The sequence below is a fragment of the Pseudidiomarina insulisalsae genome (assembly GCF_003987065.1).
GTDB classification, from domain to species: Bacteria; Pseudomonadota; Gammaproteobacteria; order Enterobacterales; family Alteromonadaceae; genus Pseudidiomarina; species Pseudidiomarina insulisalsae.
The window spans coordinates 128606-141234 of sequence record NZ_PIPY01000007.1; the positions used below are offsets into that span (position 1 = coordinate 128606).

General features: G+C 51.2%; 10 protein-coding genes and 1 tRNA gene. 7 read left to right on the forward strand and 4 right to left on the reverse strand.

The window, feature by feature from the left end:
* The first annotated feature begins 7 nt into the window (after positions 1 to 7).
* Both CWI71_RS07810 and CWI71_RS07815 read left to right on the forward strand, forming a co-directional pair.
* The gene (locus CWI71_RS07810; RefSeq protein ID WP_157981078.1) at positions 8 to 559 is read left to right on the forward strand and encodes a cell division protein ZapC domain-containing protein; all 552 of its coding nucleotides are present in this window, start codon (positions 8 to 10) and stop codon (positions 557 to 559) included.
* 75 nt (positions 560 to 634) lie between these two features.
* Entirely contained in the window at positions 635 to 2359 is a 1725-nt protein-coding gene (locus CWI71_RS07815) for a bifunctional 2',3'-cyclic-nucleotide 2'-phosphodiesterase/3'-nucleotidase (RefSeq protein WP_157981079.1), read from the forward strand.
* On the opposite strand, the gene CWI71_RS07820 is transcribed toward CWI71_RS07815, so the two are convergent.
* Positions 2338 to 2414, reverse strand: a tRNA-Met gene (locus tag CWI71_RS07820). The two genes, CWI71_RS07815 and CWI71_RS07820, sit on opposite strands and share 22 nt — an antisense overlap.
* Positions 2415 to 2589: 175 nt before the next feature.
* Here CWI71_RS07820 and rlmKL point away from each other — a divergent pair.
* The 5 genes from rlmKL to rmf all read left to right on the forward strand — a co-directional run bounded on the left by rlmKL (position 2590) and on the right by rmf (position 8976).
* On the forward strand, positions 2590 to 4722 hold the full coding sequence (gene rlmKL, locus CWI71_RS07825; RefSeq protein WP_126754707.1) for a bifunctional 23S rRNA (guanine(2069)-N(7))-methyltransferase RlmK/23S rRNA (guanine(2445)-N(2))-methyltransferase RlmL: 2133 nt from the start codon (positions 2590 to 2592) through the stop codon (positions 4720 to 4722).
* Positions 4715 to 4951: a glutaredoxin family protein gene (locus tag CWI71_RS07830; RefSeq protein ID WP_126754708.1), complete on the forward strand. Its 237-nt coding sequence runs from the start codon at positions 4715 to 4717 to the stop codon at positions 4949 to 4951. Before rlmKL ends, CWI71_RS07830 begins: the two co-directional genes overlap by 8 nt.
* Positions 4948 to 6855 carry an ATP-binding cassette ATPase Uup gene (gene uup / locus CWI71_RS07835; protein WP_126754709.1) on the forward strand — a complete coding sequence of 636 codons (1908 nt, stop codon included), beginning with the start codon at positions 4948 to 4950 and terminating at the stop codon, positions 6853 to 6855. The genes CWI71_RS07830 and uup overlap by 4 nt, the downstream gene beginning before the upstream one ends.
* A 7-nt stretch (positions 6856 to 6862) precedes the next feature.
* On the forward strand, positions 6863 to 8611 hold the full coding sequence (locus tag CWI71_RS07840) for a DUF3466 family protein (protein WP_126754710.1): 1749 nt from the start codon (positions 6863 to 6865) through the stop codon (positions 8609 to 8611).
* Positions 8612 to 8802: 191 nt separating this feature from the next.
* Entirely contained in the window at positions 8803 to 8976 is a 174-nt protein-coding gene (gene rmf, locus CWI71_RS07845; RefSeq protein ID WP_026862194.1) for a ribosome modulation factor, read from the forward strand.
* 107 nt (positions 8977 to 9083) lie between these two features.
* Here the strand turns inward: rmf and fabA are convergent, their stop codons facing one another.
* From fabA to CWI71_RS07860, 3 genes are all read right to left on the reverse strand, one after another.
* A complete protein-coding gene (gene fabA / locus CWI71_RS07850) occupies positions 9084 to 9596 on the reverse strand; it encodes a 3-hydroxyacyl-[acyl-carrier-protein] dehydratase FabA (protein ID WP_126754711.1) in 513 nt (170 codons plus the stop codon).
* Positions 9597 to 9672: 76 nt separating this feature from the next.
* Complete coding sequence (locus CWI71_RS07855) at positions 9673 to 11586, reverse strand: Lon protease family protein (protein ID WP_126754712.1); 1914 nt, start codon at positions 11584 to 11586, stop codon at positions 9673 to 9675.
* A gap of 9 nt (positions 11587 to 11595) precedes the next feature.
* Positions 11596 to 12468 carry a TraB/GumN family protein gene (locus CWI71_RS07860; protein WP_126754713.1) on the reverse strand — a complete coding sequence of 291 codons (873 nt, stop codon included), beginning with the start codon at positions 12466 to 12468 and terminating at the stop codon, positions 11596 to 11598.
* Between the last annotated feature and the right edge of the window lie 161 nt (positions 12469 to 12629).

The following is a 12629-nucleotide window of genomic DNA, read 5'->3' on the forward strand; positions in this document are numbered from 1 at the left end:
AGCTATCGTGCACGCATCTCAGCATTGGCGGTGGGTTTATGACCCGGAAACGCAACAGCTAACAGTAGAGCTCGATCACGGGTTAGTGCACAAGTGTCCTTACAAAGCCTCGCGCTTGATCCCCATGAATCCCATACACGCGGCATTTACCACAGAAGATGCCAGCTGTTTTCAGGAATTTTACGACGCGTTAAGCGCTTATGAGCTCTGGGATCCCATGTTGCTAACCCAGGCCGCGATCAATCGCACCATCTTAGAGCGCTTTGGCCGTCCGCAAATGCCCCAAAGCTGGTATTTCCAGAACTGTTCTGAAGTACCTAACTATCCACTTGAAGTGGGTGCGCTTGTTGAGCTGAATTCAGGAATTGAAACGGCTATTTTTGTCCTGACGGCCATTGATGAAGAGTTTGCCGAATGCATGTTGCTCGGTAGTTCAATGACGCTATCAGAAGTGAAAGTGATGCAGCAGTTTGATTCGGTTAAAGTGCTGCTGAATCGCCTGCAGCCAAGCCATTACCTGCAACTCAATCTCGACGATGAGCATCTGCGGCACGCCTGATCCGAGGCTAGCATGTTGCGTTCTTTCGTTTGCGTTCTCTGTTGTACTATTTCATTAACAGGTTGCCAGCCATTTATGTCGGAACCTTCTGAATTCACCACCACCTTGCGAATTATGTCGACCAGCGATGTCCATGGACAAATGCTGAACTATGACTATTTTGCCGGACATGACATTACCGGGCAGGGACTCATTGCGACCGCCACGCTGATTGAACAGGCGCGGCGGGAACAGCCGTTAAATCTGCTGGTCGAGAACGGTGATTTAATTCAGGGCTCAGCGCTGGCCGATTACGTTGCTGAAGACTTTCCTATACAGCAGCAAACTCACCCGATTATCGCGATGCTGAATGCCCTGGAATACGATGTTGCCAACCTCGGTAATCATGAATTTAATTTTGGCCTGGACTTTCTTGCAGCAAGTTATAGTGACGCTCAATTTCCGGTGGTCGCCAGTAATTTAGTTGTCAGTGCCAGCGCTCCGGAGCAGTTGCAGAATCAGCTACAACGGCTGGTCTGGATTGAACGTGAAGTGGTCGATCCGACCAGCGGGGCCCGCGTGCCATTGAGCATTGCCGTGATTGGCGTCACGCCGCCACAGATCATGCAATGGGATCAACACCATCTGCAGGGCCGGGTCAGTGCCGACGGAATGCTCAGCACAACTCAGTTTTACGCTAAGCAGGCGCGCGAGCAGGGCGCTGATGTGGTGGTATTGGCTGCACATACCGGTATGCCCAAACAAACACCCGACCCGGAAGATAAAGAACAAACCGGTTGGTTGCTGGCGGGCGTCGCTGGCATTGATGCTTTGCTGTTAGGTCATCAGCATGAGGTGTTTCCCGGCACTGATGCCTACAACCGGCTGCCGGAAGTCGATAGCGAGCAGGGACGGGTACGTGGCGTGCCGGCCGTGCAACCGGGAGCGTACGGGAGTCATCTGGGCATTATTGATTTGCCGCTAAGCTATCAGCCCGATACCGGATGGCAGGTACTTAATCCGCTGGTGAGTGTACGCGCAGTAACTGCAGACACTCCGGTAGCGCACGAATTAAAGCCCTTGCTCAATGAGGCGCACGCGGCGACCCTGAAGTTTATGCAACAGCCAGTGGGCTCGATCGCGCAACCACTGAGTTATCGTACCGCGCGCTGGGAGCCAAGCTCGGCGGTGCAGTTTGTGCAACGCGCGCAAGGTTGGCGGGCACGGCAGTTGCTGGAGGCCAGTGGTTTAGAGCCGCTTCCGCTACTTAGTGCCGCGGCGCCTTTTGCAGCTGCGTTTAGCCCTGATGAAGCGGCGACCAAAATTGCGGCTGGCGAATTACAGCGTGGCGCCATCGGTGACTTATATCGCTACCCCAATACCCTTGACGTGGTTGCCATTAATGGCGCGCAATTACGTGACTGGCTGGAATACAGCGCACGCGGCTTTAATGAAGTCAGTGCCAGTGCGGAAAACTGCTGGGCCGCTTTGGATCAAGATGTGCCGCACTATAACTTCGACAGTATCTTAGGGGTGAGTTACGTCATCGATATTCGTAAACCTGTCGGTAAACGTGTGGTTAGTCTTACCTACAACGATCAGCCAGTCAGCGAGCAGCAGCGTTTTTATGTGGCAACCAATAATTATCGCGCCAACGGTGGCGGCGATTTCCCACATCTGGACGGCGATAATGTCGTGCTGCGCGGCGCTGATATGCTGGCAGATGTGCTACTGAGTTACTTAAGGGATTTGCCGGGACGGCATTATGACAAGGCAGTGAATAAACATTGGCAAGTAATTGGTTGCGGGGGCAGGATTTGAACCTACGACCTTCGGGTTATGAGCCCGACGAGCTACCAGACTGCTCCACCCCGCGTCCGATGCTGCGCATGTTACCAAGGTTTTAGAATAACGCAAGAGGCTTTTCACTTAACTGCCGGTTATTTCATCAAATCCACTCTGAATGGTGTTTTTTCAGGCAATTGCCCCAATACAGCGTGCTATGCATACCGTATAATAGCGCCACATTCGCTTAAGGAACTGCATTTAACATGACTGCAACATCAAACTACTTCGCTACCTGTGCGAAAGGTTTAGAACCCTTACTGTTTGAGGAGTTACAACAACTAGGGTTAACCGATGTCCAGCAAACGGTAGCAGGCTGTCGTTTTCAGGCCGACACTTTGCATGCCTATAAGGTATGTTTATGGAGTCGGTTGGCCAGCCGTGTCTTGTTGCAACTCGGCCAGTGTGAAGTAGGTCGCGATCTCGGCGCGGCCACTGCGGCCATTAGCCAGACCCCATGGCACGAACACTTTTATGTTGAACAGACCTTTGTGGTCAGCTTTACCGGGCAGAATCAGCAGATTCGTCACACGCAGTTTGGTGCACAACTGGTCAAAGACGGTATTGTCGATCATTTTCGCGAGCAGGGATTAGGCCGCCCGAATGTGGATCGCGAAACGCCTGATGTGCGTATCCATGCCCATTTACACCGGCAACAGCTAACCTGGTATCTGGACTTAGTCGGTGAACCATTGCACCGTCGTGGCTATCGTTTAGAGCAGGGCGCCGCACCGTTGCGCGAGACTCTGGCAGCAGCGATTGCGCTGCGCGCCGGTGTTACGCAAAACACCGAAGTGCTGGTCGATCCATTTTGTGGTTCAGGTACCTTACTGCTCGAAGCGGCAATGATTGTGCTTGATCATGCACCCGGCCTACGCCGCCAGCAATGGGGTTTACAGCGCTGGCGGCAATACCAGCCGCAGCTTTGGCAACAATTGCTGAATGAAGCTCAGCAACGATTCCAGCAGGCCAGCGAACGATCTGACTTACGGTTATATGGTTCTGATAATGATGCCCGTGTGCTTGCCATCGCTGATCAGAATGCCACACGCCTGGAAATCAGCGACCGCTGTCAGTGGCAATCTGGCGACGCGACAAAAGTCAGTGCGCCGCAGAGCACCGCTCAGGAAAAAATTCTGCTGTGTAATCCTCCCTACGGTGAACGCTTAGGCGAAGAAGTCGAAACACTGTTGCTTTATCGTCGCTTCGGGCAGCAACTGCGCCAGCAATTTCAGTCATGGCAGGTTGCTATTCTGGCCGGCGACGAAAGCCTGTTGAAACGCCTGAAATTGCGCAGTCATAAGAAATACAAGCTGTTTAACGGTGCGCTGGAGGTCATTCTGGCCCTCTACGACTTGCAAAAAGAGCAAACTGAGTTTACCCAGGAGCAATCCAGCGATCTTGCTAACCGACTGCGGAAAAACTACCAGAAAATGGAAAAATGGGCGGCAAAAGAAGGCGTTAGTGCGTGGCGCTTATACGACGCGGATCTCCCTGAGTACAATGCCGCGGTCGACGTTTATAACGAACATCTGGTCATTCAGGAATACGCGGCGCCAAAAGACATTCCACCCGCGGTGGCAAAAGAGCGACTCTGGTATCTGCTCGATACATTGGCCGAAACGTTACCTTTTGCCGCTGCCAATATGCATTTAAAGGTGCGGCAAAAGCAGGCCGGTAAACAACAGTACCAGCGCCAGCAACTGCGCGATATCACTACCGTGGTTCATGAATATGACGCGCAGTTCAAGGTTAATCTGAGTGACTACCTGGACACCGGGCTCTTTCTCGACCACCGTTGGGCGCGTCGCGAGCTGGGCCGCATGGCCAGCGGCAAACAGGTGCTAAATTTGTTTGCCTATACCTGCACCGCTTCGGTTCATGCCGCTTTAGGTGGCGCCCGGGATGTCACTTCGGTGGATTTATCCAAGACTTACCTGGCCTGGGGCGAGGACAACTTTCGTCTGAATCAGTTACAGCCGCGGCGACATTCTTTTATTCAGGCGGATTGTTTGCAGTGGTTGCAACGTCAACGGCCGCAGCAGCGCTTTGATGTTATCTTCCTCGATCCGCCGACTTTTTCAAACTCGAAGCGTATGCAGGACGTACTGGACATCCAGCGCGATCACGTGAATTTGCTGAAACTGGCGGCGCGCTTATTAAAAGATGACGGCGTGATTTTGTTTTCCAATAATAAACGCCGGTTTAAGCTCGACGAAGAGGGACTGGCAGAAGCATTTCTGAAAGCCGAAGACTGGACCCAGCGCTCCATCAGCGCCGACTTTGCGCGTCATAAAGGCATTCATCATTTATTTAAGGTTAGCCACCAACATGGATGATTTTTATCTGTTGACGAAACCGAACTGTCCGCTGTGCAACGAAGCACTGGCGGAAATTCACCGCTTACAGCTCGAGGAACCGGTCCGCTTGCACTGGGTGGATATCAGTGAGCAACCAGAGCTGCTGGAAGAGTATGCCCTGTTGGTTCCGGTTCTGGTGCGCGGTAAGGACGACGCCGAGCTGCGCTGGCCATTTACTAATGAATTAACGGAATTTTTAAGCGCATGACCGTATTACGTATTCAACAAGCGCAACTGGCTTTTGGCCGCGAACCTATTCTCGACCATGTCGATCTGGTCATCGAGGAGGGCGAGCGTCTGTGTCTGGTGGGGCGCAATGGCGCGGGAAAATCGACGCTGCTTAAAGCAATTGCGGGCGACATTCAGCTAGACGATGGGGTTATCCAGAAAGTCGGTGACACTGTGGTTGCCCGCTTGCCCCAGGACCCGCCGGCCAACTCTGAACAACGGGTGTACGATTACGTCGCCGAAGCGCTTGCGGACGTCGGTGATGTATTAAAGCGTTACCATGAGACCTCGCAGCAACTGACCCGCGAGCCCGAAAACGAGGTGTTGCTTACCGAGCTGTCACGACTGCAGACGCAGCTTGAGGCTGTCAGCGGCTGGCAACTTCAGACCCGGATTGAACAAACCCTGACCCGCTTAGGCCTGGATGAGAACGCTTCGATGGCGGCGTTATCAGGTGGTTGGCTGCGTCGTGTTGCGCTGGCCCGGGCGCTGGTCGTTGCGCCCGACTTGTTGTTACTTGATGAGCCTACTAACCATCTGGATATTGAGATGGTGCAGTGGCTTGAGTCTGTGTTACTGGATTTTCGCGGTGCGGTGCTTTTTATCAGTCACGATCGTATGTTCATCCGCCGTTTAGCAACCCGCATTATCGATTTAGATCGCGGGCAGCTTAGCTCGTTTCCCGGCGATTACGATCACTACCTGGCAAAAAAACAGGAATTGTTGGAAGTTGAGGCCAATCAGAACGCCGAATTCGACAAGAAACTGGCGCAGGAAGAAGTCTGGATCCGACAGGGCATTAAGGCGCGTCGTACCCGCAACGAAGGCCGGGTCAGAGCTTTGCAGGATCTGCGCAAACAACGTCAACAGCGCCGGGAGCAACAAGGTTCAGCGCGCCTGGCGGTGCAGGAATCACAGCGCTCCGGCAAGTTAGTGTTCGAAGGCGAGGGCATTCAGTTAGACTTTGCCGGTAAGCCTATTCTGCGCGACTTTAATCTTACCTTGCAACGTGGTGATAAAATCGCGCTGGTAGGACCCAATGGCTGTGGTAAAAGCACCTTAATACGGGTCATTTTAGGACAGCAACAGGTCGACGCCGGAAAGGTAAAACTGGGTACGAATCTTGAGGTAGCCTATTTTGATCAGCATCGCGCTACCCTGGATCCGCAAAAATCAGTGGCGGAAAATGTGGGTGATGGCAAACAGGACATTACTTTTAATGGTCGTACCCGACATATTCTCAGCTACCTGCAGGACTTCCTGTTTGCACCGCAGCAGGCACGGACGCCCGTCCATGCGTTGTCCGGTGGTGAACGCAACCGCGCGCTGTTAGCCAAGTTATTCCTGCAACCGAGCAACCTGCTGGTACTCGATGAGCCCACCAATGATCTTGATATCGATACTCTGGAATTACTGGAACAGATTATTGCCGATTACCAGGGCACCGTCATTTTAGTCAGCCACGATCGTGAGTTCGTCAATAACACCGCCACCAGCATTTTATTGTTTGAGGGCGAGGGCAAGGTCACTGAGATCGTCGGCGACTTTAACGATGTTGAGCATTATTTGACGCAGCAAAAAACCTCGGGAACTAAACCACTGGCACGGCAGTCAGAAAAGCCGGTGATCAAGGGTTCAGCACAACCCAGGAAAAAGTTATCCTATAAGCTTCAGCGTGAACTTGATATGCTACCGGAACGCATTGAAGCTTTAGAAAACGAACAACAGGAACTTCAGACGCAAGTGAATGACCCGGCGTTCTATAACCGTCCGCATGAAGAAACCGGACGTGTGTTAGAACGCCTCTCTGTATTAGAAGAAGAGCTGATGCAGGCACTTGAACGTTGGGACGAACTCGAAAATTTACAAAAAGAGAGCAGTTAACAGACCTATGAAAAAGTTTACTTTAGGGGCGCTTGGTATCGCAATTGCGGCCACGCTGATACCATCAGCACAGGCTGACATTTTCACCGTTCAGGAAATTGAAACACCAGAAAACGTTCGCCATCTTTTCCCATACGGTATTAATGACAACCGCCACAGCATCGTGCTGGGACAGTTTCCGTTGGATATCGAAATTGACCTGACCAAGTTAACATCGGGCACGCTTGCCAGTGTCGGTATTAACAGCGAAGAAGACGATCTGGAAAATTACGAACTGAGTCAGGCGCAGTACGACGCGCTGATTAACCGGTTGCGTGATAAAAATAACACGCAAATCGAAAACCAGCGCGTAACCTATTACTACGCTGGCTACTTTAACGGTCAGGATGTCATCTTTAACGAGGTGTTTAATGACACCGATCCTGACACCCCGGAAATGGCTGACTCCAGCGATCATTTATTTAATGGCCTGAATAACAACAATGTCCGTGTCGGTTGGGGCACAGCACCTTATGAGTTTAAAGAATTTACCTATACCGTAGGTGAGGGTGACAGTGCCGAGCAAGTCACGCAAAGATACACCGAACGCGCATTTATTCGTCAGGCTATCTGGTCTGACGGTCTGACAACGCAGACCTATGCCGCACCTGAGCAGGCCTACTTAGGTGGTGAAACTGCGATGATGGATATTAACGACCAGAATCTGGCAGTCGGCTTTGCCAGCGTGGCGCTTAGCCCTGCCTCGCAAGCCTTTGCCGATACCTGCGAGGAGCGGATCGCTGACGGAACCGCGACGCGTTCACTGTACAGCTGCATGTGGCAGCGTTGGTTTAACTTAAGCACCTCAACGGCAACCAACCTGCAAAGCTTTTACAGCCGTGCAACCGTGCCGGCAGATCGCTCCATTTACGATATCAATGCAGTGATCTGGCAGCTAGATGCCAATGGTAATGTCATTTCAAGTCAACAATACCCGCCGTTAATGGAACGTGGTGAAGAAGACGACGGTGATTTTTCCAGTTATGCGTTTGCCGTTAACAATAATGGTATCGCCGTGGGGCAAAGCTGGACCTACTTCGAGGGCGTTCAAGAGGAAGCCCGTCGTATTAAGATGCCCGCGTTGTTTATTGACGGTGAAACGCTGCCGGTTACTGAAAGTACCGATTACCTTTGGGGCGCAGCAACAGATATTAATGATGAAAATCTCGTGGTTGGCTTCTTCATTAAGCGCGTTCAGGGCATCAACCGCTATGTTGGCTTCAGCTACGATATTGACAGCGATACGCTGACTGAGCTGCCCAGTTTCTTTAATGGCTCAAGCACCATCCCCACAGCAGTAAACAACCAGGGGGTGATTGTAGGTACCGCAGAAATTGATGCAGACTTATCGGCACAGCGTCGCCGTGTTGGTTTCATGTACGAGAGCCAGGTTGCGGGTGCGGCCTTTATCAACCTGAACGATGCCATCGCCTGTGACTCTGGTTACTTTATTGCCAGCGCCGAAGGCATCAATGCCAATGGTGAAGTGGTCGCAACCGGGATCGTTGCCGAGCAAAGCACGGATGACAACGGTGAGACGGTGACGCGTCAGGTAGCGAAAACATTGATTTTCGATCCTGTAGCGGGTGAGTTGAACAACTGTACCGGTGAAGAAGAACGCATTGAACGTCAGGGCGCAGCCACAGGTATCTGGGGATTCATCTCTATGTTATTGATTGGCGGTCTTATTACAGTTCGACGCAAGTTACGCATTTAACGGTACAAGTTAATCTAAAAAAGTAAAAAACGGATCTGGCGCCTTTTCAGTAGCTTAGCTGCTTTACTGAAAAGGCGCTTTTTTTGTCGGTTGAACTCCACGTCGCAGTTGCTATCTATTATTACAAGAGTGAAATAAAAGTTTTTGCTCTTATCAAACTTTACAAGAATAACCGGACGAGGAAGTGAATGATGAAAAGACAGAAACGCGATCGCCTGGAGCGGGCACATGCACAAGGGTTTAAAGCTGGTGTATCAGGTCGTTCAAAAGAGCTATGTCCGTATCAGAATCAGGAAATTCGTTCCCAGTGGTTAGGCGGTTGGCGCGACGCGCAAGAGGCGCGAAGTGTAGGGTTATATCGTTAATCTGTCCAGCGCAGCAATTTTAAAAATTAAAGATTTGAAAATGATAAGCCCGCCGAATTGGCGGGCTTTTTCGTACTTATAGCACCCTGTAAGGCCCAGGAAAACTATTAGAAGTTTGAAGTATCGGTAAACAGTCCGACTTTCAGGTCCTTCGCGGTGTAAATGGTTTTACCGTCGACTTCCACGCGGCCATCAGCCATACCCATGAACAACTTGCGTTTAATCACGCGTTTCATATCGATGTAATAACTGACTTTTTTAGCGGTTGGCAAAATCTGTCCGGTAAACTTCACTTCGCCAACACCTAAGGCGCGGCCGCGACCCGGGCCGCCACTCCAGGCCAGAAAAAAGCCCGTCAGCTGCCACATCGCATCGAGTCCAAGACAGCCAGGCATGACCGGGTCGCCTTTAAAGTGGCAATCAAAAAACCACAGGTCTGGATGAATGTCGAGTTCAGCGTGGATAAAGCCTTTACCGTATTCGCCGCCTTCGTCACTGATGGTGACGATACGATCCATCATTAACATGTTAGGAGCGGGGAGCTGGCTATTGCCAGGACCGAACATTTTGCCTTCAGCACAGTCGAGAAGGTCTTCACGGGTTAAACTGGATTGGGTCATATCTATCTTGCCTTTGCTTCAAGTGCCCGCTAGCTTAGCGAACACTTGTACGCTAGACAAGTCCGACTAGTGATCTTTACCAGATCCGGCGGTACCATGGTTGTTCTGGCTCACAGTGCTGCAATTCAGCTAAACGCTTTTCAATACGAGCGTACAACTGTTCCTGTTTTTCACCGGTCAGCAGTGCCAGCGCGTCAGCAACGTCGTCAATCGCATAAATCGCATATTTTCCGGCTTCTACCGCTGCGATAACATGTGGCTCAAGGTTCAGTTGCCCCATGTTTGCTTTGGGAATTATCACGCCCTGTTTACCGTCAAGGTCGCGCGCCTGACACAGTTCGAAATGCCCGGTAATTTTCTCATTAACGGCGCCAATAGCCTGTACCGCGCCGAACTGATCAACCGCACCGGTAATTGCCAGTCCCTGCGCAATCGGTGCTTCGGCAAGCGCCGAGAGTAAGCAGCAAAGTTCAGCTAACGACGCACTGTCACCATCGACTTCATAATAGGACTGCTCAAATACAATGGTTGCTGACAGTCGCATTTCTTCACTGCGGGCGAAAACATTGGCGATATAAGCGGACAGGATCATCACGCCTTTGGTATGAATACTGCCGCTGAGTTCCGACTTACGATCAATATCAATAATATCGCCGTCGCCATAATGGACGGTGGCCGTAATACGGGTCGGCTCACCAAACTCGCTGCCCCCAATGGTCACCACGGTTAAGCCGTTGACCTGGCCGACGACCTCGCCATCGGTAGCAATGTATACCTGACCTTCAAGAATCTGGCGGCGACTCAGCTCGGCAATATAGCCCTCGCGCTGCTGCCGCTGTTGCAGTACCGCAAGTACCGCATCTTCGCTAATCACCTCTTGCTGCTGTTGCCGCGCTATAGCTGCCGCTTCGCGTAATAACTGCATTAGCGCAATAGTATCCAGCGACAGCTCGGTCTGATAATCGCTTAACCGGGAGGATTCTTTCAGGATCAGGGGCAGGGCACCGGCTGCTAACGGCAGGGTTGCTGCTTCACGCTCAACATAAGCAAGATAGTCGAAATAAGGAACAAGGTTGTCCTGCGTTAGAGAGTAATATGCAGAAAAATCTGCAAGGTATGGGAATAAGTTATCAAAATCGCGATCAAGTTCACGCAATTGCCCGTAAATAGAGCGGTCCCCAAGTAATAATACTTTCAGATGGATGGGTACCGGTTCGGGCTGATAGTATGCGGCAATGTTTGCTTCGCCGGGCTGTGGCCAATGGAAAAAGCTGGTACGCAAAATGTACTTGAGCTTGCGCCACAGTCCAGGCTGACTCAATAACTCTTCGGCATCAATCGCCAGTACACCGCCGTTTGCTTTTAAGATTGCGCCGGGCTGAATCAGGTGAAGCTCAGAGCTGATTGTGCCACCTACCGACTGCAAGCGGATGCTGCCAAATAAGCTGGCGTCGGTCACGCGATCGCAAAGGACAAAGTCATTTTTTTCCGCATCTGACTGAACAATAACGGTCGCTAACTCGCTACCGGGCAAGTCTTCAAACGTCTTGTCCTTTACCAACTGCAGATAGCGCTGAAAGCGCTCGGTAGGATAGTCGCTTTGCAGTTTCTCCAATAGCTCAGTGCGCTCTTCTGGCTTGGTTTCAAACAGCTTCATCATGCCGTCCAGCACATTCCGTGCAGTTCCCGCTGGCACGTTCACGCATAAAGGCTCACTGGCGGTCGCAGGATTGGCAAGATAAAGCCAGTCGAAGCGCTCAAAGTGCACCCACTGATGCCGTTGCTGCAGCTCCTCAAGTACATCGATAACACGTAAACCAGGCGTGGTGACCATATACCCATGGGCATAACGGCCACCAATACGCATGGTTTGTTCAATCGCCGCTAATGCGCGCCGTTGTCCAATTAACGGGTTTGGATTGACCGAAGCAGGGCGCTGCTGCGCCCATTCATGAATTGGAGGTTGCAAATGATTTGCTGCGACGCGCATGAAGTGTCCTTATTGGCCTGCAGTTGGAACCGGTTCGACAGTATAACCGCGTTCACGTAAAAGCTCGATCATACCAGCTTTGCCGCCCAAATGGCCTGCACCAACAGCAATAAATTCACTGCCTTCAGCCTGTAGTTCCTCATCGAGGGTCTGCTGCCAGTTGTAGTTGCGCTGGTCCAGAATAAGCTCTTTATACGCCGCATATTCTTCCATTTCTGCGAACATATTGTATAAGCCGTCCATATCCTCAGCTTTATATAGGCTAATCATACGTTGCAGCTCAGCTTTTGCCGCAGCCTCGTCTTCAAGGGCATCGACCAGCCACTGAACCTGTTCGTCATGCGGAATCTGCTCGAACACACCAAACTGGAAGTCAATCGTTTCGAGTCCTTCAACAGGTTTCTGCTGCATCATTGCCTGTTGGGTAAAGTATCCCTCAAAGGACATCTGTTGCGTACAACCCAGTTGCGCTGTCATCAACATACCGCTGACAACAAAAGGGCGCATTGAATCAAAAGTGGCCAGACCCACGCCCATATTATTCTTGAAGAACTCATCTAATAAAGCTTTTTCGGCATCATTCAGATGCGATGACAAACGCAATCCTTCCGGATGCATAATCTTTGCCTGCATACTCTGCATCAATGCAGGGTCATCCATATCAAGTTCCAGAATAAGCCGATCGGATTCTTCAAAAGCAGCGCGGGTTTTGTCATGCATGGTGAAGTCAGACTGACAAATCAGATGGATGGTACCAAACAGGTACGAAGGTTCTTCCATGTTTTTACCAGTGATTTTATAAAGCAATGATGCCTGCGCGGTGCCAACGACACTTAGCGAGAGTACCGAGGCAGCAGCCAATACGGATAATTTCTTAAGCATTTTCTTTTTCCTTTTTTGTATGAACACAGCAGTTATCCCAATCGTCCTAAGCCTATCGTCAGCATAACGAAATAGCTACAAGCAAAATAACCGCAGCACGCAAAAACCAACAAAGAAGCAACCAGGAAAGCGGGCTTCGTTCGGGCCCTTTATCACCCATC

Excerpts from the sequence above, each read along its gene's own strand:
- fabA (WP_126754711.1), bottom strand. The coding sequence starts at position 9,596 with ATGACCCAATCCAGTTTAACCCGTGAAGACCTTCTCGACTGTGCTGAA.
- CWI71_RS07860 (WP_126754713.1), bottom strand. The coding sequence starts at position 12,468 with ATGCTTAAGAAATTATCCGTATTGGCTGCTGCCTCGGTACTCTCGCTA.
- uup (WP_126754709.1), top strand. The coding sequence starts at position 4,948 with ATGACCGTATTACGTATTCAACAAGCGCAACTGGCTTTTGGCCGCGAA.
- CWI71_RS07830 (WP_126754708.1), top strand. The coding sequence starts at position 4,715 with ATGGATGATTTTTATCTGTTGACGAAACCGAACTGTCCGCTGTGCAAC.
- rlmKL (WP_126754707.1), top strand. The coding sequence starts at position 2,590 with ATGACTGCAACATCAAACTACTTCGCTACCTGTGCGAAAGGTTTAGAA.
- CWI71_RS07840 (WP_126754710.1), top strand. The coding sequence starts at position 6,863 with ATGAAAAAGTTTACTTTAGGGGCGCTTGGTATCGCAATTGCGGCCACG.
- rmf (WP_026862194.1), top strand. The coding sequence starts at position 8,803 with ATGAAAAGACAGAAACGCGATCGCCTGGAGCGGGCACATGCACAAGGG.
- CWI71_RS07815 (WP_157981079.1), top strand. The coding sequence starts at position 635 with ATGTCGGAACCTTCTGAATTCACCACCACCTTGCGAATTATGTCGACC.
- CWI71_RS07855 (WP_126754712.1), bottom strand. The coding sequence starts at position 11,586 with ATGCGCGTCGCAGCAAATCATTTGCAACCTCCAATTCATGAATGGGCG.